The sequence below is a fragment of the Alphaproteobacteria bacterium genome (assembly GCA_019635875.1).
In the GTDB taxonomy this organism is placed as follows: Bacteria; Pseudomonadota; Alphaproteobacteria; order Reyranellales; family Reyranellaceae; genus JAFAZJ01.
The window spans coordinates 27,945-49,538 of record JAHBYP010000014.1; the positions used below are offsets into that span (position 1 = coordinate 27,945).

Sequence of the window (21,594 nt, forward strand, 5' to 3'; positions counted from 1 at the left end):
CGACGGATGGGGGATGTCTCAACGACATCGGTGTCCGTCTTCGACATCCCCCATCCGCCCTGCGGGCACCTTCCCCCTCCGGGGGAAGGCAGAGCTGAGTGTATCCCGTCTCTTTACGGACCATCGATGTCAGCACAAGATGCCGCGCCGCGCGGCCCGTGGCGCCGCTTCACCGCCGCCTACGCCCGATTGCTCACGGTGCTGCTGGCGCTGTCGGTGGCGATCCTGATCGTTCCCGTCACCCTGCAGATGGTGTCGCGCTACACCGCCCTGATCCCGTCCTACATCTGGACGGAGGAGATGGCACGCTTCCTGTTCATCTGGCTGATCCTGATCGGCGCGATGGTCGGCGTGCGCGAAGCCTCGCATTTCGAGGTCGACGTCTGGCCGACGCTGGGCCGCCGCGGCGAGGCCGCGGTTCGCATCGTGGCGCGGCTGGGCGTGCTGGCGCTGGCGCTGATCTTCATCATCGGCGGCTACCAGTTCACGCAGTTCGCCTGGCACCGCACGTCGGAGCTGGCGGAGCTGCCGCTGTGGCTGATCCACGTCGCCTGGCCGCTCGCCGGCGTGACCTGGGTGGTCTTCCTCGGCGAGCAGTTCCTCGACGAGTTCCGCGCAATGACGGGGCGTGCGCCATGACCGGCAATGTGTTCTCGGCCGGCGAGGCGGCGTCGATTCTCTTCGGGGTCTTCTTCGTGCTGCTGGTCCTGCGCGTGCCGGTGGCCTTCGCGCTGGGGCTCGCCTGCCTGCCGCTGTTCTACTTCGAGCCGCGCCTGTCGGTGATGGCGCTCGCGCAGGAGACGTTCAACGCCTACAACTCCTTCATCCTGCTGGCGGTGCCGTTCTTCCTGCTGACCGCCAACCTGATGAGCGTCGGCGGCATCACCAACCGGCTGGTGGCGCTGTCGCGCTCGCTGGTCGGCTGGATGCCGGGCTCGCTGGCGCAGATCAACGTCGTGCTCTCGGTGTTCTTCGCCGGTATCTCGGGCTCCTCGACCGCCGACGCCGCCAGCCAGAGCAAGATCTTCATCGATGCGCAGACCCGGGAGGGCTACGACCTCTCCTTCTCGGTCGCCATCACGGCCGTCTCGGCAGTGCTCGCCGTGGTCATGCCGCCCTCGATCCTGATGATCGTCTGGGGCGGACTGATCTCGACCTCGATCGGCGCGCTCTATCTCGCCGGCGTGGTTCCCGCGCTGCTGATCGCCGGCGCGCAGATGGCGACGGTGCACGTCTACGCCACCAGGCGCGGCTACCCGACCTATCCCTGGGCCGGCTTCCGCCAGCTCGCATGGGCGTTCCTGATATCGGTGCCGGCGCTGTTCACGCCCTTCATCATCGTCGGCGGCATCCTGCTGGGCTGGTTCACCGCCACCGAATCGGCCTGCGTCGCGGTGCTCTACTCGGCGATCCTGTCGATCGCGATCTACCGCGAGATGGGCTCGAAGCAGGTCTACAGCGCGCTGCTCGAGACCGGCAGGCTGGCCTCGGTGGCGCTGTTCTGCATCGGCACCGCCTCGGCCTTCGGCTGGCTGCTGGCCTACTACAGGATCCCGCAGGTGCTGCTCGCCGACGTCTCGAGCTGGGGCATGGGCGCGATCGGCGTCGGCTTCTTCATCGCCTTCGCGTTCCTGATCGTCGGCTGCTTCCTCGACGCCATCCCCGCGATCATCATCGTCGGCACGGTGCTCGAGCCGCTGGCCAAGTCGGCCGAGATGCATCCCGTGCACTTCGCCATCGTCGCGATCGTGTCGCTCGCCTTCGGCCTGGTGACGCCGCCCTACGGCCTCTGCCTGATGGTGTCCTGCGCGGTGGCCGGCGTGCGGCTCAGATTCGCGCTTAAGGACACGTTCATCATGCTGGTGCCCCTTATCCTGGTGCTGGCGGCGGTGATCGTCATTCCCGACATCGCGCTGTTCCTGCCCCGCCTCATCGCGCCCGACCTGATGAAGTAGCAACTACCTTCCCCCGGAGGGGAAGGTGGCAGGGCGAAGCGCTGACGGATGGGGGATCTTTCAACGACTCCTGTGTCCGTCTTCGACATCCCCCATCCGCCTTCGGCACCTTCCCCCTCCGGGGGAAGGTAAGATGGTTGCTACACCGCCATGCGGCGCAGCCCGATCCACTCGAAGATCGCGAGATCGGCGACCACGATTGCCAGGCCGATGATCAGCGCGAAGCCCCAGAAGGTGAGCGCGGGCGCGGCCAGCGCCAGCAACAGCGCGCTGCCGGCGACCCAGCCGATATCGGCCCACAGCACGATGCGGGCGAGCGCCACCGGCATGGTCGGCCGGCTGGCGATGAACCAGCAGATCGCGCCGAAGCCGACCACGCCGATGCCCAGCAGCAGGATCACGGTGCCGAGCTCCAGCCCCAGCAGCGTGGCCGGCGCGGCGACGCTGGCGCGCGCCAGCGAACCGGCGAACAGCGCCAGCGCGGCGCCGCTGACGACTGAGAAAGCGGCGTTGCCATAGAGCGTGCGACGCAGCAGGTGGTCTGAGGACTGCGAAACGACGGACATCTCAACCTCCATGCGCCTGGATCAGGCGTGCCACCAAGCTGGGCGAGAGGCGCCGACATCTCAAATACGTGCCAGGTAATCGCCAGCACGATTTCACGGTGCTACGTCAGGGGCAGTCTGGAGGAGTGCCCCATGAGCCATACCTCGGTTGCCGACCGCGCCGATTCCGGCTTCGGCCCCATGCTGCGCGAGTGGCGTCGCCGCCGCGGCGCCAGCCAGCTCGAGCTGTCGCTGCGCTCGGGCGTGTCGCAGCGCCACGTCTCGTTCCTCGAATCCGGCCGCGCGCGGCCCAGCCGCGAGATGGTCGGCCAGCTGGCCGGCGCGCTCGACGTGCCGCTGCGCCAGCAGAACGCGTTGCTGCTCGCCGCCGGCTTCGCGCCGGTCTACCGCGAGCGCGACCTCGGCGCGCCGGAGCTCGGCGCGGTGCGCCAGGCGCTCACCCATATGCTGAAGCAGCAGGAACCCTACCCGGCGGTGGTGGTCGACCGGCTTTGGAACCTGCTCGACGCCAACGAGCCGGCCAACCGCATGACCGCCTTCCTGCTCGACGGCGTGCCCGGCGCCGCCGGCCAGACCGGGCGGCCCAACCTGCTGCGCTCGATCCTCTCGCGCGATCTGCTGCGCACGCGCATCGACAACTGGGAGGACGTCGCGCGCCACCTCGTGCGCTCGACCTATGCCGAGATCCTGGCCGATGGCGGCGACGAGGAGGCGCTGCGCTTCATCGACGACGTGATGGTGCTGCCAGACGTACCGCGCGCCTGGCGGCACCAGCGCTTCGACGAGACGCCGACCCCGGTGCTCTCGGTCGACTTCCGCAAGGGCGACACCAGGCTTCGGCTCTTCACCACCATCGCCACCTTAGGGACCCCGCAGGACGTCACCCTGCAGGAGGTGCGGGTCGAGTGCTTTTTCCCCGCCGACGAGACCACCGAGCGCTTTTTTCGACACCCATAAGGAAGTTTTCAAGTCATTGCGTTCCTTGGCCTTTTCGCCTCTGAAAGGCGCCTTTCGACACCGCTAGGGGTGGAAATAGGTAAGGCGGTGCTCCAGCGGTACACCGGCACCAGTGCATCAACTGGAGACCGGCCGATGGCCCGCGACCGCAAGATCCCCTCTGACTTCTGGACCTGGGAGGCCGTCGTCGACTGCGCGCCGATGACCCGCCTCCTGTTCATCGGCTTGTGGAACTTCGCCGATGACCACGGTGTGCAGCCGCTTAGGCCGCGCACCATCCGCTTGCAGGTGTTTCCCGGCGATTCGATCGACAACGACGCCGTGCGCGCCATGATCGACGAGCTGGTCGCGCGCGGGCTGGTGCGCATCTTCGAGGCCGACGGCACGGCGTATCTCTCCGTCATCGACTGGGAGCAGATCCAGCGCGTCGGCAGGGGCGCAAGGCGCCGCTACCCCGCGGATCCGGCCAAGCCCGTGCCTGTCGTGCCGGCGGCCATCACCCCCTCTCCCCGCTCGCGGGGAGAGGGTCGGGGTGAGGGGTCGATTGAGGTTGCGCACGATAGCAGTGCGCCATTCGATGCAGCCCCTCACCCCAGCCCCCTCCCCGCAAGCGGCGCGAGCGGGGAGAGAGAGCGGACGGCGTCCGACCCCTGCCGGGTGCCATCGCGCTGGCGCAAGCGGATCAATAGGCGGCTGCGCAGGATCTGGCCGGGCGGGCCGCCGGCAGACACCGAAACGTGGATCACGCGCTGGCACGCCGAAGGCCACGACCTGGAGCGCGACGTGCTGCCGGCGATCAGCGAAGCGTGCAGGCCCACGGCCGATCGCGATCCGCCAGCCGGCTTGTCGGCGGTCACCGCGATGATCGAAGTCGGCGTCGCCTCGCCCTCGCGGCCGCCGTCGTCCGACGCGGCGCTGGCGGCGGCATAGCCGAAAGCCCGCGCTCAGAAGGCGCCGGCCCGCGAGCGCTCGGCCTGCTTCAGGCGGATGGCGTGGAAGCCCTTGACGGTGCGGCGGATGATCTCCGCCACCGGCAGCACCTCGTGGATCAGGCCGGCTGTCTGGCCGGCGAGCGCGATGGAGCATTCCATGTCGCCACCGAAATACAGGGTCTTCACGCTGCCGAGCGTCGAGCGGTCCATCGTGCCGGCCTTGTAGATCGCCTTCGAGGTCTCGGTCTTCAGCGCCCGTACGCAGGGCGTGCCCGAGCGGTTGAGCATCACGGTGCCGGTGTCGACGGCGTCGAGGATCGCCTGCTTGTAGTTGGCGTGCACCGGGCTCTCGGCGGCGCTGACGAAGCGCGTGCCCATCTGGATGCCCTCGGCGCCCAGCGCAAACGCCGCCGCCATGCCGCGCCCGTCGCAGATGCCGCCGGCGGCAATCAGCGGCAGGTCGACCTTCTCGCGCACTGCCTGCAGCAGCACCAGGGTCGAGACATCGTCGGGATTTTTGAAGCCGCCGCCTTCGCCGCCCTCGCAGATCAGCCCGTCGACGCCGGCCTCGGCCGCCTTCAGCGCCGCCGAGAGCGTGGGCACCACGTGATAGACGATCTTGCCGGCCGCCTTCAGCGGTCCCAGCAGCTTGCCGGGCGAGCCGGCGGAGGTGCTGACGAACGTCACGTCGCTCTCGCACACCATGTCGATCATCTTGGGATCGCGCAGGAAGAGCAGGGGCAGGTTGACGCCGAAAGGCCTGTCGGTCAGCCCCTTCATGCGGCGCATCTCCTCGAGGCAGGCCTCGGTCTCGCCGCTCGAGGTCTCGATGACGCCCAGGCCGCCGGCGTTGCTGACCGCGCTGGCCAGCTGGCTGCGCGCGATCCAGCCCATCGGCGCCTGTATGATGGGAAAGGTCGCGCCGGTATGGGCGAGCACGCGGTTCATCGGGAGGGTCCGTTGTTCGACAGGACTTGGAGTCTGCCACACTCATGCTTATCTACGCAGCCATGAGCGATCCTTCCCAATCCGCAGTGTGGCACGGCACGACCATCCTGTGCGTGCGCAAGAATGGCGGCGTGGTGCTGGCCGGCGACGGCCAGGTCAGCCTCGGCCAGACGGTGATCAAGTCCAACGCGCGCAAGGTGCGGCGCATCGGCGGCGGCCAGATCGTCGCCGGTTTCGCTGGCGCAACCGCCGATGCCTTCACGCTGTTCGAGCGGCTGGAAGCCAAGCTGGAGCAGTTCCCCGGCCAGCTCACGCGCGCCTGCGTCGAGCTCGCCAAGGACTGGCGCACCGATCGCTACCTGCGGCGGCTCGAGGCGATGATGGCGGTGGCCGACAAGACGGTGTCGCTGGTGCTGACCGGCACCGGCGACGTGCTGGAGCCCGAGGACGGGCTGATCGGCATCGGCTCGGGCGGCAACTACGCGCTGGCCGCGGCGCGCGCGCTGATCGACGTCGAGGGCCTCGACGCCGAGGCGGTGGCGCGCAAGGCGATGAAGATCGCCGCCGACATCTGCGTCTATACCAACACCAACGTCGTCGTCGAAAAGCTCTAGGCTGCTATCGACGGACACGGCGGAAGCACGCCTCAGGGGTGCTCACGCCGCACATCGCGCCTCCAGGAGGGCGGCAATGGCTGAATTTTCCCCCCGTGAGATCGTTTCCGAGCTGGACCGGCACATCGTCGGCCAGAACGACGCCAAGCGCGCCGTCGCCGTGGCGCTGCGCAATCGCTGGCGCCGCCAGCAGCTGCCCGAGGGGCTGCGCGAGGAGGTGCTGCCCAAGAACATCCTGATGATCGGGCCCACCGGCTGCGGCAAGACCGAGATCGCGCGGCGGCTGGCCAGGCTCGCCGAGGCGCCGTTCCTCAAGGTCGAGGCGACCAAGTTCACCGAGGTCGGCTATGTCGGCCGCGACGTCGAGCAGATCGCGCGCGACCTGATGGAGGTGTCCATCGGCATGACGCGCGAGCGCCTGCGCAAGGACGTGCAGGCCAAGGCCGAGCTGGCGGCCGAGGAGCGCGTCGTCGAGGCGCTGGTCGGCAACAGCGCCAGCAGCGAGACCAAGCTGCGCTTCCGCCACAAGATCCGCGACGGCGAGCTGAACGAGCGCGAGGTCGACGTCGAGGTCGCCGATACCGGCGGGCCGGCGACCTTCGAGATCCCCGGCGTGCCCGGCGGCTCGGTCGGCATGGTCAATATCGGCGACATGCTGGGCAAGGCACTGGGCGGCGGCCGCACCAGGAAGCGCACCATGACGGTGAAGGACGCCATGGAGCTTCTGACGCGCGAGGAGAGCGACAAGCTGCTCGATCAGGAGCGCGTGATCCGCGAGGCCAGGGACGCCGCCGAGCAGAACGGCATCGTCTTCCTCGACGAGATCGACAAGATCTGCGCGCGTTCGGAGTATCGCGGCGGCGGCGACGTCAGCCGCGAGGGCGTGCAGCGCGACCTGCTGCCGCTGATCGAGGGCACCACGGTCAACACCAAGCACGGGCCGCTCAAGACCGACCACATCCTGTTCATCTGCTCCGGCGCCTTCCACCTCGCCAAGCCCTCGGACCTGCTGCCCGAGCTGCAGGGCCGCGTGCCGATCCGCGTCACCCTGCAGGGCCTGACGCAGGAGGATTTCCGTCGCATCCTGGTCGAGCCCGAGGCCAGCCTGCTGAAGCAGTACAAGGCGCTGATGGGCACCGAGAAGGTGTCGCTGGAGTTCACCGACGACTCGATCGACGAGCTCGCCCGGCTGGCGGCCGAGATCAACGGCACCCTGGAGAACATCGGCGCGCGCCGCCTGCACACGGTGCTGGAGAAGCTGCTCGAGGAGATCAGCTTCACCGCGTCGGACCGCGGCGGCGAGAGCGTGACGATCGACGCGGCCTATGTGCGCGAGCGGGTGAGCGCGCTGGCCAAGAATGCCGATCTCAGCAAGTTCATCCTGTGATGGCCCGCCGCGCGCCCGCCGGCCGCAAGCTCGCGCGCGATGCCACCTATGCCCATGTCGTCACCCTGCCGATGCAGCCGCCCGGGTGCGTGGCCGAGATCGACGCCGAGGCTCGGCGCATCGCCGCGGGACGCTGCGGGCGCTGGACCTCGTCCGGCAGGCTGCATGTCGGTTTCGCCGAGGCGGCGCACCGCGACGCCTTCGTGCTGTGGCTGGCGGTGGCGGGGATCGAGACCGGCTAGGGACAGGCGGGCTGGGTCACTCGAAGACTTCGTCGGCCTGCATCAGCACCAGTTCCGGGATCGTCAGGCCCAGGGCCTTCGCGGTCTTCTGGTTGACCAGCAGCTCGAACACCGCAGGCTGCTCGACCGGCAGGTCGCCCGGCCTGGCGCCTCTCAGGACACTGTCGGCCATCACCGCGGCGCGGTGATAGATATCGGTGGTGTTGGCCGACAGCGACACCAGGCCGCCGGCCTGCACGGCGCGGCGGTCGAACCACATGGTCGGCAGGCGATGGCGCCCGGCCAGCGCCAGGATGGCGACGTGATTGGAGTTGAAGACTCCCTGGATGACCACCGCGTCGGCCTTGCCGGCCGCGAACTCCTCGAACGCCGCGTCGAAATCGGCCGGCCCCGCCGCCATGGCCGGATCGAGCGCGATGCCGCCGCTTTTGGCCGCCGTCTCCATGTAGGACAGGAAGGGCTTGGTGAACGGATCCTGCGAGGAGGCCAGTACCGCGACGCGGCGCAGCCCCGGGATCATGTCGCGCAACAGCTGCAGGCGCCGCCCGCCGAGCTCCGCGGCCATGTTCGTGACGCCGGTGACGTTGCCGCCGGGGCGGCTCAGGCTCTTGACGATGCCGGTTTCGACCGGCGCGCCGGCCGGCGCCATGATGATGGGGATGGTCGTGGTCGCCGCCATCGCCGCGCGAACCGCCGGCGTGAAGTGCGCCATGATCAGGCTCACACGGCTGCGCACCAGCTCGGCCGCGTGCTCGGCGGCAAGCGACGGCTGGCCATTGGCATAGCGGACATCGAAGGCGATGGTGTGACCTTCGACATAGCCCAGGCGCTTGAAGCTGGCGCGCAAGGCATCGGGCAGCGGGTGGGGCGCGGCACCGTCGATCAGCACGCCGATGCGGCGCGGCCCGGCCGCCGATTGGGCCAGGACCGGCGTCGAGGCCAGTGCGATCGTGGTCGCGAGAAGGACTCGACGTTGCACAAGCAGACGACGACGTGGCACCCCGGACATGCGGCAACCCCCACCGATCCCCGCCGGGAGCCTACGCGCGCCGTCTGTCCGTCGCCATGGGGAAGAAGCGGGCTAGAAGCAGAAGACCGAGCCGATATCCAGCAGGATCGAGGCACCGCGCTCGGCCCACAGCCACGCGGCCAGCAGGCCGACGCCGAGCACCGGCGCGCCGAGCGCGATGAGCAGCGCCCGGTTCGACGGGTTGGCGGTTGGCTGGCCGGCGTCCATGGCTGGCATATGGGCTCAGGCCGGCCGGGCGGCAAGCACGCGGGGTACCGGCTGCTCGCGGATCGGCCAGTTCAGCGCCGCCGCGGTCAGGCCCAGCGCGATGGAGATCCACCACATCAGGTCGTAGTTGCCGGTGAGGTCGAACAGCCGGCCGCCGCCCCAGCCGCCGATGAAGCTGCCGACCTGGTGGCTCATGAAGACGACGCCGGAGAGCATCGCGGCATAGGCCGGGCCGAAGATGTACATCACCAGCCCGTTGGTCAGCGGGATCGTGCCCAGCCACAGGAAGCCCAGGCAGGCGGCGAACAGCAGCACCGAGGCGCCCGACAGCGGCAGCACCAGGAACAGCACGAAGGACAGCGAGCGCAGCAGGTAGAGCAGCGCCAGCATGTCCTTGCGCTGGTGCTTGCCGCCCAGCCAGCCCCACATGATCGCGCCGGCGATGTTGGCCAGGCCGACCAGGCCGATCGCCCAGCCGCCCAGCTCGGCCGGCGAGATCGCCTTGCCGAACAGCTCCAGCCCGACGCCCTTGTCGGCGATGTAGGGCGGCAGATGCAGGCCGACGAAGGTGACGTGGAAGCCGCAGACGAAATAGCCGATGGTCAGCAGCCAGAAGGCCCGCGTGCCGAAGGCTTCGCCGAGCGCCTCGCGCGCCGATTGCCTGCGCGTGGCGCCGGCGGCGGCCGGCGCCGCCTTGGGCTCGCGCAGCGCCCAGGCGAGCGGGATCATCAGGAGCGAGATCAGGGTCAGCACGAAGAGCGTGAAATGCCAGTCGTCGTAGCGGTCCTGCAGGATCGAGGCGAAGGGCACGATGGCGAACTGGCCGAAGGAGCCGCCGGCGGTGGCGATGCCCAGGGCCAGCGAGCGCTTGCTGGCCGGTGCCATGCGGCCGACCACGGCGAGGATGGTGGGGAAGCTGGCGGCGGCGATGCCGAGGCCCGAGAGGATGTTGCCGGCGATCAGCGCCACGCCGCCGGTGGCGATCGAGATGACGAACAGGCCGGCGACGTTCACCGCCGCGCCGACCGCCACCACCTTGGCGGTACCGAAACGGTCGGCCAGCCCGCCGACGAAGGGCGAGAACACGCCCATCAGCAGGGCAGCCAGCGCATTGGCGAAGGACCACAATTCGCGGCCGACCTGCAGCTCCGCCGCGATCGGCTTCTGGAAGATGCCGAAGCTCTGGCGGGCGCCCAGGCCGATGGTCAGGATCAGGCCGCCGCAGAACACGGCGATCCAGAAGTTACGCTGCTGCACGCTCATCTGCGCAAATGCTCCTCGCCACGGCCCCGCGCGGGCGGGCAATCTGGCGACCGACAGGTGCATATACAACTGTTTCCTGCTCGCCTACCCGTGAGACGGATTTGTGCGAAGCGCCAGCGGCGGCGGAAATGGCGCGCATGACAAAGCTCGCGTAGATTCGGCCACGAGAATCGTCCGTTGCCGGCCATGTTGATGCTCGCGGTACCAGTCAGCTGTCTGCTCCTCGCCCTGCTGGCGTTCGCGACGCCCGCGGCGGCCCAGCGCGTGCCGCGCATCGAGGAGAAGCCCTGCTGGTTCACGCCACCGCGCGGCGAGAAGGCGCGCTGCCTGATGCTGACAGTGCGCGAGAACCGCGAGCTCGAGTCGGGCCGGCTGATCCGCCTGCCGGTAGCGATCCTGAGAGCGCGCAGTTCGGTGCCGGCGACCGACGCGGTGATCCATCTCTCCGGCGGTCCCGGCGACTCGCCGCTCTCGGCCACGGAGCCGGGCGGCGACGCGATGAACGACGGCGACTGGTGGAACATCACCGCCGAGATCAGAAGGCGGCGCGACTACGTCATCGTCGGCCAGCGCGGCGCCAAGCTCTCGGAGCCGGAGCTGCGCTGCGAGGACGTCGACGTGCGGCGCTCGTTCCTGACGCGGGTGGGCCGGCCGCAGGAGGCGATCGAGCGCGAGCGCAAGGCGATGGCGCGCTGCGCGCAGGAGATCATGGCCTCGGGCGTCGACCTCGCGCAGTACAACACCATCAGCCTGGCCGACGATGTCGCCGACCTGGCGCGCTCGCTCGGGCTTCGCCAGGTCAACCTGCATGGCGTCAGCTATGGCACGCGCTGGGCGCTGGAGGTCATGCGACGGCATCCCGGCCTGGTGCGCTCGGCGATCCTCGATGCGGTGTACCCGCCTCACGTCGTCGCCGACGACCACGAGGGCGACGTCGTGCGCGGCGTCTTCGAGCGGCTCTATGCCGATTGCGCCGCCGATGCCCGCTGCAAGCGCCGCCATCCGCATCTGCGGGCGCGGCTGGAGGGGCTGATCGAGCGCATGGAGGCCGAGCCGGTGACGCTGAAGCTCAGCCTCACCGACGGCAAGGTCGAGGTCGCGATGACCGGCGGCAAGGTGCTGCTGACCCTGCTGCACATGATGCGGCTGGGCGGCACCGAGATCGGCCGGCTGCCCTATGTGATCGACCGCACGATCCGCGGCGACTACGTGCCGCTGACCTTCTACGCCACCGACCTCGAGGAGAGCGAGGGCGGCCTGGCCGAGGACAGCCCGCCGGAGATGGCCGGGCTCTACAACGCCGTGGAGTGCCGCGAGAACAGCCTGCTGATCGACTCCAGGATCCGGCGGCGCAACATCGAGGCCAACGGCATCTATGGCCTGGTGCCCAAGCTCAACACCGCGCCTGACACCTGCCCGTTGTGGCGGGTGCTGCCGGCGCCCGTCGCGCAGCGCCAGCCGGTGCGCAGCGCCATTCCCACCCTGCTGCTGAGCGGCTCCTACGACTGGCTGACGCCGCCGAGCTGGGCGGCCGACCAGATGCGCTATCTCGACAATGCCCGACACATCGAGTTCCGCGCGCTGGGCCACGCGACGGCGGTGCACGGCAATTGCGCCTCGCGCCTGGTCGACTACTTCACCCTGCACGCCGATCCCCGACGTCTGCCGTCCTGCATCGAACGCAACGGCCCGCCGGCCTTCATCGACAGCCTGCGGCGCTGACCCGTCAGGGCTGCCAGCGCAGGAAGTTGGCGATCAGGGTGAGGCCGGTGCGCTGGCTCTTCTCGGGGTGGAACTGCGTGCCGGCCAGGTTGTCGCGCCCGACCATCGCCGTGAGCCTGCCGCCGTAGTCGGTGCGCGCCAGCACCGTGCCGGCCTGCTCGGCGCGCAGCTCGTAGGAGTGCACGAAATAGGCGTGGTCGCCGGGCGCGATGCCGGCGAGCAGGGGATGGCCCGCGGCGAGGTCGACGAGCTCGTTCCAGCCCATGTGCGGGATCTTGAGCACGCGATCGGCAGGCGTGAGACGCACCACCTCGCCCTTGATCCAGTCGAGGCCGGGATGCGTGCCGTACTCGACGCCGCGCGTGGCCATCAGCTGCATGCCGACGCAGATGCCGAGGAAGGGCCTGCCGCGCTCGATCACCGCGCGCTGCAGGATCTCGACCATGCCGGGCACGGCGTAGAGCCCGGCGCGGCAATCGGCGAAGGCGCCGACCCCCGGCAGCACGATGCGCTCGGCCCGTTCGACGACCCTGGGGTCGCCGCTGACCACGATGTCGTGGCCGCTGCCGGTCTCGCGGGCGGCGCGCTCGAAAGCCTTGGCGGCGGAGCGCAGATTGCCGGAGCCGTAATCGACGATGGCGACGCTGGGCATGGGGCGGCTAGAGCACGCCCTTGGTCGAAGGGACCGTCTGCGCGGCGCGCGGGTCGATCTCGACCGCCTGGCGCAGCGCACGGGCCAGCCCCTTGAAGCAGCTCTCGACGATGTGGTGGTTGTTCTCGCCGTACTGGTTCCAGACATGCAGCGTGAGCCCGCCCATCTGGGCGAAGGCCTGGAACCACTCCTTGAACAGCTCGGTGTCCATCTCGCCCAGCTTCGGCTTGGAGAACTGCACCTTCCAGATCAGGTAGGGCCGGTTGGAGGCGTCGAGCGCCACGTCGGTGCGCGTCTCGTCCATCGGGATGATGGCCGCGCCGTAGCGGCGGATGCCCTTGCGCTCGCCCAGCGCCTTGCTGAGCGCCTCGCCCAGGGCCAGGCCGACATCCTCGGTCGTGTGGTGGAAATCGATATGCAGGTCGCCCTTGGCGCGCACCTTGATGTCGAACAGGCCGTGCTTGGCGAGCTGGTCGAGCATGTGATCGAGAAAGCCGATCCCGGTCTGCACATCGGACGTGCCCGAGCCATCGAGGTTCATCGACACCTCGATATCGGTTTCCTTGGTCTTGCGCGCCACCGTGGCGACACGGGGCGCGGGCGCGCTGGACATGGGACTCCTCGCGGGCGAAAGCAGGCGTCCCTATAACAGAGCGCTACCGGTGTAGCCACAAAGCCCGTGGCGCCTCGGACCGCGCGCCGATGGGGGACATGGTAGGGTGGCTGGATACATGTCCCGCCCCGGCACGCGATCCGAGGCAACTCTGGCCGAGGCAACTCTGGCCGAGGCAACTCTGGCCGAAGCAGCTCCGGGATCACGCGAACCTGGTCGCGGATCGAATTCGGGGCAGGAAGAACCGAAGGCCCGGAGGGCGTCCCATCCGTCGTTGCCTGCCAGCCACATGCCGGCCGCCTGAGAGGAGAGTCAGAGAAGGCGGTCCGGGTGGAGCACAAGCTTCCCTCGCAGCCGGACGATGGGTAGTCGCCGGGACGAATGGGACGCTGGTCCGGGGATTTCAACGGTCACGGTTCGCTGAACACGAGCCGCGATCAGTGCATCGGTACTATCAGTTCCTTCCTATGCCTTGCGTCAAAATACCCGAGCCGAAAATGGAGGCCCGGCAAGCTCAAAGCACTAAACGCTACGCTTCATGCAGATAGCCTGAGCCATCTCTCATATGCCTGAAAATACAGGCTACATGTATGTAACGAATCCGATCTCCAGAGTCAAATCACAAGCTTAGATGCCTGATTCTGTTCGTTGATCACTCTGCGTGCGCGGTGTGTTGAATGCTGCGGAAAGAGCCTTAATGCATTCGCCGCAGGCGTGCAGCATAAAACCCGTCCATTCCCGACCAATCGGGCCACATCGACGGCAGGGTGCGCAGATCGCCCTCTGGTGTGATCGCTTCGGCGAGACCCGGTACATCGACCGCCGTGATCGGCACCCGCTCTACGATGTGAGCGCTCAGCACCGCCTCGATGCGCACCGGTCCTTCCTGCGGCTGCAGCGAGCAGACCGCGTAGATGACGAGGCCGCCGGGGCGAACCATGGCGATCGCCGAGTCGAGCAGCTTCGCCTGGACCGCGGCGAGACGCCCGACATCGTCGGCGCTCTTCAGCCAGGCGATGTCGGGATGACGGCGCAACGTGCCGGTGGCGCTGCACGGCGCATCGAGCAGCACTGCGTCCGGCGGCGAAGCGGGCCGCCACGCCGCGCCATCGGCGGCCACGAGCTCGGCGACAAGCCCGGTGCGCTTGAGATTCTCGGCGACGCGCGCCAGGCGCTTCGTCGACAGATCGACGGCGATCACCCGCGCGCCCGATGCGGCGAGCTGCATGGTCTTGCCGCCCGGCGCGGCGCACAGATCGACGACGCTGAGGCCCGCCACATCGCCGAGCAGCCGGGCCGGCAGGGCAGCGGCCGCGTCCTGCACCCACCAGGCACCCTCGGCGTAGCCCGGCAGCTCCTCGATGCGACCACCGGCGGCGCGGCGCAAAGTCCCCGTCGGCAGCAGCCGCGCGTCCAGGCGCCCGGCCCATGTAGCACCTTCGGCCCCGGGCGTGATGTCCAGCGGTGCCTCGACGAGATGGGCCGCGGCGATGGCGCGCGCCGTCGCTTCGCCATAGGTGGCGATCCACGAATCCCAGAGCCAGGCCGGACAGTTCAGCCACAGCCGGTCGGCGCCGTCCCACAGGCCTTCGCCTTCGCGCGCGACCCGGCGCAGCACGGCGTTGACCAGCGCCTTGTAGGCGCCGCTCTCCAGCGTGGCGGCCAGGCTGACCGCGGTGTCGACGGCGGCATGCGCCGGCGTGCCGAGGAAGGCGAGCTGGGCCACGCCCAGGCGCAGCACGCCGCGCACGAGATGGGCGCGCGGCACCAGCGGCTTGTCCATCAGGCGGCCCAGCGCGGCGTCGATCTCGCCCAGCCGCCGCAATGTGGTGGCCACCAGCAGGCGCACGAAGGCGCGGTCGCGCGGCTGAAGCCGCAGGAAGTCGCCGTGGCCCGCCAGGGTATCGTCGAACGGCTGGCGGGCGCGCAGCACGCGGTCGAGCACCATGAGCGCCACGCGGCGCGCGGCCAGTGGATCGTCGGCGGGAAGGGTCTGCGGATCGCTCATCGGCGCGGGTCTTAGTACGCAAGCGTGCGGTGGGCTACAGTGATCGTTCTGACCCCCGAGGGCACCGGCATGAAGCGAACAAGAGAATTCCTGCGCGATCTGGCGTTTCTGGCGAGGCCCTACTTCACCTCCGAGGAGCGCTGGCTGGCGCTCGGGCTGCTGGTGGTCGTGATCGGCCTGACGCTGGGCCTCGTCTATATCAACGTCCTGTTCAACGAGTGGAACGGTCGCTTCTACAACACCTTCGAAACCAGGGATCAGACCGCGTTCTTCGTCGAGCTCCGGTACTTCGCCGTCCTCGCCTTCATCTACATCGCCGTCTACATGCTGAAGTATCTCGGCGAGTACGCCCTGCAGCTGCGCTGGCGCCAATGGATGACGCGGCAGTATCTGGCCCGCTGGTTCTCGCATCGCGCCTACTACCGCATCGAGCTCGAGCGCAGCGCCGACAACCCCGACCAGCGCATTTCCGAGGACATCCGGCTGTTCATCGGAAACTCCGTGTCGCTGAGCCTCGGCCTGCTCAGCTCGATCGTCACCTTCGTCTCGTTCGTCTCCATCCTGTGGGTCTTGTCGGGCCCGGCATCGTTCGTGCTGGCCAGCCAGGAGGTGACCATTCCGGCCTACATGGTCTGGGTGGCGATCCTCTATGCGGCCGCCGGCACTTTTCTCGCGCATCTGGTCGGCCGGCGGCTGATCGGACTCAACTTCCTCAAGGAGAAGGTGGAGGCGGATTTCCGCTTCGACCTGGTGCGCACCCGCGAGAACGGCGAGGCGATCGCGCTGTACTCGGGCGAGCGCCACGAGGAGCCGGCCCTGCGCCAGCGCTTCGACTACGTGCTCAATACGTGGTGGCGAATCGTCAGGGTCCAGCTCGGGCTGGTCGCCTATTCGTCGTTCTACTCCCAGGTCGCGATCATCTTCCCCTTCGTCGTCGCCAGCCCGCGCTTCTTTGCCGGCGCCATCACCCTGGGCGTCCTGATGCGCATCAGCAGCGCCTTCGGCCAGGTTCAGGGCTCGCTCTCGTTCTTCATCGACAGTTACGCCAGCCTGGCGCAGTGGCGCGCCGTGATGCACCGCCTGCGCGGCTTCCACGCCGCCGTGGAGGGGGCGGTCGCCAAGGACGGCGGACCCGAAGTGGTCCAGGATCACGCTGCGCAGGGCGTCGCGGTGGAGGGCTTGACGCTCGCGCTGCCCAACGATCGACGGCTGGTCGAGGGCGCGAGCTTCTCCTTCACGCCAGGCTCGCGGACGCTGGTGATGGGGCCGTCGGGATCGGGCAAGAGCACCCTGTTTCGTGCGCTGGCGGGCATCTGGCCGTTCGGGTCGGGCAGGATCCGGGTGCCCGAGGGTGCGCGGGTGCTGTTCCTGCCGCAGAAGACATACCTGCCGATCGCGTCCCTGCGCGATGCGGTCCGCTATCCCGATCCGGCGTCAGAGGCCGACGATTCCGACATCCGCGAGGCGTTGCATGCGGTGCGATTGGGCCATCTCGAGGGTCGGCTCGATGAGGTGGCGCATTGGGGCCAGCGCCTGTCGCCGGGCGAGCAGCAGCGCCTCGCCATTGCGCGGGCGCTGCTCTACAAGCCGGAGTGGCTGTTCCTCGACGAAGCCACCGCATCGGTCGACGAGGAAGTCGAGGCGCTGCTCTACGGCTTGCTGCGCGAACGGCTGCCGCAGACGACGATAGTGTCCATCGGACATCGATCGTCGCTCAGGCAGTGGCACGACGGCGTGCTGGCCCTTCGCCGCGAGGAGGGCGGGACGGGCCAGTTCGTGCCGGCTTAGCCCCAGGGACCGCGCTGGCGCGGCTGCTGGCGCGGCGTGCCCCAGGGCGAGGTCGCCGCCGGCGCCGGGGCGTAGCCGCCGGACACCGGCCCTTGGCGTTGCGCCATCGCCTGCAGGCGCGCGATGCGGTCCTCCATCGCGGGGTGCGTGGAGAACAGGCTGCGCAGGCCGCCGCCCGAGAGCGGGTTGGCGATGTACATGTGCGCCGTCGCCGGATTGCGCTCGGCCTGGTGGTTGGGCACGCCACCGCGCACGTTGTTCTCGATGCGCGCCAGCGCCGAGGCGAGCCACAGCGGGTTGCCGCAGATCTCCGCACCCAGCCGGTCGGCTTCGTACTCGCGGCTGCGGCTGATGCCCATCTGCACCAGGGTGGCGCCCAGCGGCGCCAGGATCATCAGCGCGAGCGCCGCGAGCGGGTGGCCGCGATCCCCCGAGCGACCGCCGAACATGCCCGAGAACATGAACAGCGTGCCCAGCATGCCGATGGCGCCCGACAGGGTCGCGGCGATCGACATGGTCAGCATGTCGCGATGCTTCACGTGCGCGAGCTCATGCGCCATCACGCCGGCGACCTCCTCGCGGCTCAGCTGGTTGAGCAGGCCGGTGGTCGCCGCGACGGCGGCGTTCTCGGGATTGCGCCCGGTGGCGAAGGCGTTGGGCTGGTCGCTGTCGATGATGTAGACGCGCGGCATCGGCAGCTGCGCGCGCTCGGCGAGCTGGGCGACGATGCCGTGGAACTGCGGCGCGTCGCGCGGCGAAACCTCGCGCGCACCGCTCATCGACAGCACCATCTTGTCGCTGAACCAGTAGGCGAAGAAGTTCATGCCGATCGCCATCACCAGGGCGACGATCATGCCCTGCTGCCCGCCCAGCACCTGACCGACGACCAGGAACAGCGCGGTCAGCGCCGCCAGCAGCAGGCCGGTCCGAAACCAGTTCATCCAGTCCTCCAACAGCGCGCCGGACAGCCGGCGCAAGACTCATCAGAGATAAGGGATCGCGCCCTGCGATCAAGGACTTGTCCCCATGCTGGTCAGGGCCATATCCTTTTCTCATGAGTTCGCCCGATGATGCCAAGCCAGCCGCGACGCCGTTCGCGGAGCATCGCGTCGAAACCGCGAAGCCCAAACCCGCCGCAGCCAAACCTGTTGCCGGCGCGGGCGACGGCGCAAAGGTATCCTCCGCGGCCACGCCGCCGGCGGTTCCCGAGATCGGGGGGCCACCAGGACCCGAGCCAACTCGCTACGGCGACTGGCAATTCAACGGCAAGGTTACGGATTTCTAGTCGTCAGTGACGATCAGGCGGCAGGACTCATCGGCAACTTCTTGTTTTCTGAGGCCGAAGAGCCGCCTCTCACATGGGTGTGACCAAAATATCACAGAAACGCCCCATTTGGGTCTAGCACCGGCCACCCGAGGCCCCTATCTCAGGCTCGTATCTCCCCCGAACGTGGTTCCCCCAAGCCACGTTCTAGCCTCGCAAGAGGCTTTAGGCCGTCGTTCCAACTCCCCCCGGAACGACGGCCCTCTTTTTTTGGGGCCCACTTTGTCATCCCGAGCGCAGCGAGGGATCCAGGCTGCAACTGGATCCCTCGCTGCGCTCGGGATGACAAAGAGGTTGTCGGGTGAGGCCGAACTCAGCCCTGCAGCATGCGCTTGAGCAGCTCGACGTCCTCGTTGATCGCGTTGTCGCTGCCGCGCAGCTCCTCGATCTTCCTGACCGCATGCATCACGGTCGTGTGGTCGCGATTGCCGAACTTGCGGCCGATCGAGGGCAGGCTCGCCTGCGTCAGGTGCTTGGCGAGATACATCGCCACCTGGCGCGGCCGCGCCACCGAGCGCGAGCGGCGCGGCGAGTGCATCTCGGCGATCTTGATGTTGTAGTGCTGCGAAACGCGCAGCTGGATCTCCTCGATGGTGACGCGCCGGTCGGCGGCGCGCAGCACGTCGTGCAGCACCTCCTGCGCGGTCTCCAGCGTGGTGTCGCGCCCGACCAGGGTGGCATGGGCGACGACGCGGTTCAGCGCCCCTTCGAGCTCGCGCACATTGGTGGCGATCTTGTGCGCGAGGAATTCCAGCACGCGATCGGGGATGCGCACGCCGGCCTGCTCGATCTTGCTCTGCAGGATGCCCAGGCGCAGCTCGTAGGTCGTGGCGTGGATGTCGGCGACCAGGCCGTGCTGGAGGCGCGAGCGCACGCGGTCCTCCAGCCCCTCGAGCTCAGCCGGCGACTTGTCGGACGACAGCACGATCTGGCGGTTCTGGTCGACCAGCGCGTTGAAGGTATGGAAGAACTCTTCCTGGCTGGTGTCCTTGCCGCAGATGAACTGGACGTCGTCGATCATCAGCACGTCGACGCCGCGGAACTGCTCCTTGAACCCCTGCGTGTTCTTGGTGCGCAGCGCCTGGATGAAGCGGTTCACGAAGGTTTCGGCCGAGAGGTAGAGCACGCGGCGCTGCGGATCGCGGCCGCGCACGGCGTGCCAGATCGCATGCATCAGGTGCGTCTTGCCCAGGCCGACGCCGCCGTAGAGGAACAGCGGGTTGAAGGTCGGCGCGTCGGTTTCCGCCACGCGCCGCGCGGCGGCGTAGGCGAACTCGTTGGGCTTGCCGACGACGAAGCTGTCGAAGGAGAAGCGCGGGTCGGGCTGGCCGACCAGGTCGTCATAGACGCGCTCCGTCGATCGCGACACCGGCGGGCCGGTGCGCGGCATCGGCAGCACGGCGGGATGGCCGTTGGCCGTCGCCGGCAGCGGACCCGGTTCGACCGAGGGGGTGTCGGCCAGCTCGGGTCCCTTGCGCCCGGCCGAAGCGGCGGGCTGCACGATGATCTCGACGACGCGCAATTCCGGATTCTCTCTGGTCCACAAGGCCTGGATGCGATCCAGATAGTGACCGACGACCCAGTCGCGCATGAAGCGCGTCGGTGTCGCCAGCCTCAGCCGGCCGTCGCGGACCTCGCTGAGCCGCAACGGCTCGAGCCATGTCTTGTAAGCCTTCTCGCTGACATCCTGCTGCAGGCGCTCCTGCACCCGTCTCCATTGCGCATCGAAAGTCCCCCTGGAACGGTCGCCCATGCCTATCCCCGTCACTTGGCCGTTTTCCGGCATGTGTTCGTTTCCCTGCTGCGGACTACGGAACTACTAACTCGACCTATCCGTGTATTGCGATGTCCTCCCTCATCTCTGACGCCATGGCAATCCGTCGACCTTCCACCCGGCGACGCTGCCGCGTCGCCCCGAGGGATCGAGCGGCCCTTCGAAGCCATTGGCGACGTTGAAGCTGCTGGCGTAGCCGGCGGCGGTCATGACCGCGGCGGCCGCGGCCGAGCGTGCGCCGCTGCGGCAGATCATCAGCACGGGCGTCTCGCGCCGGCCACCCAGACGTTGGTCGAGCCTGGCGGCGAAATCCGGATCGACCTTCATCGCCGGGAATGCCTGCCACTCGATCTCGACCAGATCCTTGCCGAGCGAGGAGAGATCGGGAAAGCCGACGAAGTTCCACTCCGCCGCGGTGCGGACATCGACGAGGATCGCGTCGGGCAGTTCGCTCAGCATCCGCCACGCGGTCTGCGGCGAGACATCGCCCGCGTAGCCTGTGGCGGGTGCGATGCTGTAACGGCCTTCGAGATCCTGCGCGTCGGGCATTCGCTCCCACCTGCTGAGTCTTCACTGTGCGTGGGAGCGGCGTTGCGGATCGGCGGCGGCTCTCGAAAGCTTGGACACTCGTGCTTGCGATCGACACGATGGAACTGATGTTCCGTGACGATACGTGGCCCGACTGTCCTCCAGTCTTCGGTTTGCGCTTGTTGTCTCGACGGTGTTCCGTCGACCCGATCCGCTAGGCCATACCCCACGCATTGCCTGCGAACGAGATCGACACTAGCGACGGCATCCGAGCGCCGCAATGATTCGCGACGAAGTCGTGACGGATTTTTTTCCATGCCCTCCGCCGTGCTCGCGGTTGACATCCGCGCTGTCGAGGAGTTGCGCGAACCGATTCAACGGAGCCGCTCGACACGTGCTCCAACATCTTGCGAGCGTCCAACACGCGACAGACAAATTGCGCGATCAAGCGCTGTGAACAGGGCGGGTGGATACTGTGTGGATAGCCGCGCGCGCGAAGATTACGCGGCCGGAAAAAGAAAACGCCGCTTCGTCGAAGCGGCGTCTGGTCTCGCTGAAGAGCGGATCGCCTGCTCAGGCGGAGGCGCCGACCGCCTTCACGCGCGCGGCGAGTCGCGACGTCTTGCGCGCGACCGTGTTGCGATGAAACACGCCCTTCGACGCGCCACGTGCCAGCTCGCTTTCCGCCGTGCGCATCGCTGCCTCGGCCGCCGCCTTGTCGCCGCTGGCGATCGCCTCCTCCACCTTGCGCACGAAGGTGCGGATGCGCGCCTTGCGCGACTGGTTGACGGCCGTGCGGCGCTCGGTCTGGCGGGCGCGCTTCTCGGCGGATTTGTGGTTGGCCATGCTCGTTCCATCCGGCGGGCGGCGCCCGCATGAAAGTCTGGGTCGATTGACGAAAGCGCGGCTTATAACGATGGCCCCGGATGGCGTCAAGGGACCGGAAAACGGGGCCAAAAGGCCCGGTTTTGCGGGTCTTTTACCTTCCCCCGGAGGGGGAAGGTGGCAGCGCGCAGCGCTGACGGAAGGGGGATGTCTAGGACGAACGCAGGAGGCCGTCTTCGACATCCCCCTTCCGCCCTTC

At 68.3% G+C, this 21,594-nt stretch carries 22 protein-coding genes; 10 read left to right on the forward strand and 12 right to left on the reverse strand.

Annotated features, from left to right (window positions below):
• Nucleotides 1-126 precede the first annotated feature (126 nt).
• Nucleotides 127-639, forward strand: a complete 513-nt coding sequence (locus KF889_29800) for a TRAP transporter small permease (protein ID MBX3503657.1) — start codon at nt 127-129, stop codon at nt 637-639.
• Entirely contained in the window at nt 636-1,955 is a 1,320-nt protein-coding gene (locus tag KF889_29805) for a TRAP transporter large permease (GenBank protein MBX3503658.1), read from the forward strand. Before KF889_29800 ends, KF889_29805 begins: the two co-directional genes overlap by 4 nt.
• A gap of 140 nt (nt 1,956-2,095) precedes the next feature.
• Here the strand turns inward: KF889_29805 and KF889_29810 are convergent, their stop codons facing one another.
• Entirely contained in the window at nt 2,096-2,521 is a 426-nt protein-coding gene (locus tag KF889_29810; GenBank protein MBX3503659.1) for a hypothetical protein, read from the reverse strand.
• A gap of 132 nt (nt 2,522-2,653) precedes the next feature.
• Here KF889_29810 and KF889_29815 point away from each other — a divergent pair, with 132 nt between their 5' ends.
• Nucleotides 2,654-3,478: a helix-turn-helix domain-containing protein gene (locus KF889_29815; GenBank protein ID MBX3503660.1), complete on the forward strand. Its 825-nt coding sequence runs from the start codon at nt 2,654-2,656 to the stop codon at nt 3,476-3,478.
• Nucleotides 3,479-3,613: 135 nt separating this feature from the next.
• On the forward strand, nt 3,614-4,408 hold the full coding sequence (locus tag KF889_29820; GenBank protein ID MBX3503661.1) for a hypothetical protein: 795 nt from the start codon (nt 3,614-3,616) through the stop codon (nt 4,406-4,408).
• Nucleotides 4,409-4,422: 14 nt separating this feature from the next.
• Here KF889_29820 and KF889_29825 read toward each other — a convergent pair whose 3' ends face one another.
• A complete protein-coding gene (locus KF889_29825) occupies nt 4,423-5,358 on the reverse strand; it encodes a nitronate monooxygenase (GenBank protein ID MBX3503662.1) in 936 nt (311 codons plus the stop codon).
• 62 nt (nt 5,359-5,420) lie between these two features.
• On the opposite strand from KF889_29825, the gene hslV reads away from it, so the two are divergent.
• The 3 genes from hslV to KF889_29840 all read left to right on the forward strand — a co-directional run bounded on the left by hslV (nt 5,421) and on the right by KF889_29840 (nt 7,601).
• Nucleotides 5,421-5,972: an ATP-dependent protease subunit HslV gene (gene hslV / locus KF889_29830; protein MBX3503663.1), complete on the forward strand. Its 552-nt coding sequence runs from the start codon at nt 5,421-5,423 to the stop codon at nt 5,970-5,972.
• A gap of 76 nt (nt 5,973-6,048) precedes the next feature.
• Nucleotides 6,049-7,359, forward strand: a complete 1,311-nt coding sequence (hslU, locus tag KF889_29835) for an ATP-dependent protease ATPase subunit HslU (protein MBX3503664.1) — start codon at nt 6,049-6,051, stop codon at nt 7,357-7,359.
• Nucleotides 7,359-7,601, forward strand: coding sequence for a hypothetical protein (locus tag KF889_29840; protein MBX3503665.1), 243 nt, complete (start codon nt 7,359-7,361; stop codon nt 7,599-7,601). The genes hslU and KF889_29840 overlap by 1 nt, the downstream gene beginning before the upstream one ends.
• A 16-nt stretch (nt 7,602-7,617) precedes the next feature.
• On the opposite strand, the gene KF889_29845 is transcribed toward KF889_29840, so the two are convergent.
• The 3 genes from KF889_29845 to KF889_29855 form a co-directional block, all read right to left on the reverse strand.
• Nucleotides 7,618-8,580, reverse strand: coding sequence for an ABC transporter substrate-binding protein (locus KF889_29845; protein MBX3503666.1), 963 nt, complete (start codon nt 8,578-8,580; stop codon nt 7,618-7,620).
• 102 nt (nt 8,581-8,682) lie between these two features.
• Complete coding sequence (locus KF889_29850) at nt 8,683-8,847, reverse strand: hypothetical protein (protein MBX3503667.1); 165 nt, start codon at nt 8,845-8,847, stop codon at nt 8,683-8,685.
• Nucleotides 8,848-8,853: 6 nt separating this feature from the next.
• Nucleotides 8,854-10,101 carry an MFS transporter gene (locus KF889_29855; protein MBX3503668.1) on the reverse strand — a complete coding sequence of 416 codons (1,248 nt, stop codon included), beginning with the start codon at nt 10,099-10,101 and terminating at the stop codon, nt 8,854-8,856.
• Between the two features lie 177 nt (nt 10,102-10,278).
• Here KF889_29855 and KF889_29860 point away from each other — a divergent pair, with 177 nt between their 5' ends.
• The gene (locus KF889_29860; protein MBX3503669.1) at nt 10,279-11,823 is read left to right on the forward strand and encodes an alpha/beta fold hydrolase; all 1,545 of its coding nucleotides are present in this window, start codon (nt 10,279-10,281) and stop codon (nt 11,821-11,823) included.
• 4 nt (nt 11,824-11,827) lie between these two features.
• Here the strand turns inward: KF889_29860 and hisH are convergent, their stop codons facing one another.
• The 3 genes from hisH to KF889_29875 all read right to left on the reverse strand — a co-directional run bounded on the left by hisH (nt 11,828) and on the right by KF889_29875 (nt 15,096).
• Nucleotides 11,828-12,475: an imidazole glycerol phosphate synthase subunit HisH gene (gene hisH / locus KF889_29865; GenBank protein MBX3503670.1), complete on the reverse strand. Its 648-nt coding sequence runs from the start codon at nt 12,473-12,475 to the stop codon at nt 11,828-11,830.
• A gap of 7 nt (nt 12,476-12,482) precedes the next feature.
• Entirely contained in the window at nt 12,483-13,088 is a 606-nt protein-coding gene (hisB, locus tag KF889_29870) for an imidazoleglycerol-phosphate dehydratase HisB (protein ID MBX3503671.1), read from the reverse strand.
• Between the two features lie 694 nt (nt 13,089-13,782).
• Nucleotides 13,783-15,096: an MFS transporter gene (locus tag KF889_29875; GenBank protein MBX3503672.1), complete on the reverse strand. Its 1,314-nt coding sequence runs from the start codon at nt 15,094-15,096 to the stop codon at nt 13,783-13,785.
• A gap of 69 nt (nt 15,097-15,165) precedes the next feature.
• On the opposite strand from KF889_29875, the gene KF889_29880 reads away from it, so the two are divergent.
• Nucleotides 15,166-16,884: an ABC transporter ATP-binding protein/permease gene (locus tag KF889_29880; GenBank protein ID MBX3503673.1), complete on the forward strand. Its 1,719-nt coding sequence runs from the start codon at nt 15,166-15,168 to the stop codon at nt 16,882-16,884.
• Here KF889_29880 and htpX read toward each other — a convergent pair.
• Complete coding sequence (gene htpX, locus KF889_29885) at nt 16,881-17,825, reverse strand: zinc metalloprotease HtpX (GenBank protein MBX3503674.1); 945 nt, start codon at nt 17,823-17,825, stop codon at nt 16,881-16,883. The two genes, KF889_29880 and htpX, sit on opposite strands and share 4 nt — an antisense overlap.
• A 113-nt stretch (nt 17,826-17,938) precedes the next feature.
• Between htpX and KF889_29890 the strand changes: the two genes are divergently transcribed.
• Entirely contained in the window at nt 17,939-18,169 is a 231-nt protein-coding gene (locus KF889_29890) for a DUF1674 domain-containing protein (GenBank protein MBX3503675.1), read from the forward strand.
• 352 nt (nt 18,170-18,521) lie between these two features.
• Here KF889_29890 and dnaA read toward each other — a convergent pair whose 3' ends face one another.
• The 3 genes from dnaA to rpsT form a co-directional block, all read right to left on the reverse strand.
• Complete coding sequence (gene dnaA, locus KF889_29895; GenBank protein ID MBX3503676.1) at nt 18,522-19,961, reverse strand: chromosomal replication initiator protein DnaA; 1,440 nt, start codon at nt 19,959-19,961, stop codon at nt 18,522-18,524.
• 102 nt (nt 19,962-20,063) lie between these two features.
• On the reverse strand, nt 20,064-20,531 hold the full coding sequence (locus tag KF889_29900) for a rhodanese-like domain-containing protein (protein MBX3503677.1): 468 nt from the start codon (nt 20,529-20,531) through the stop codon (nt 20,064-20,066).
• A gap of 552 nt (nt 20,532-21,083) precedes the next feature.
• Nucleotides 21,084-21,356, reverse strand: coding sequence for a 30S ribosomal protein S20 (rpsT, locus tag KF889_29905; protein MBX3503678.1), 273 nt, complete (start codon nt 21,354-21,356; stop codon nt 21,084-21,086).
• Nucleotides 21,357-21,594: the final 238 nt, after the last annotated feature.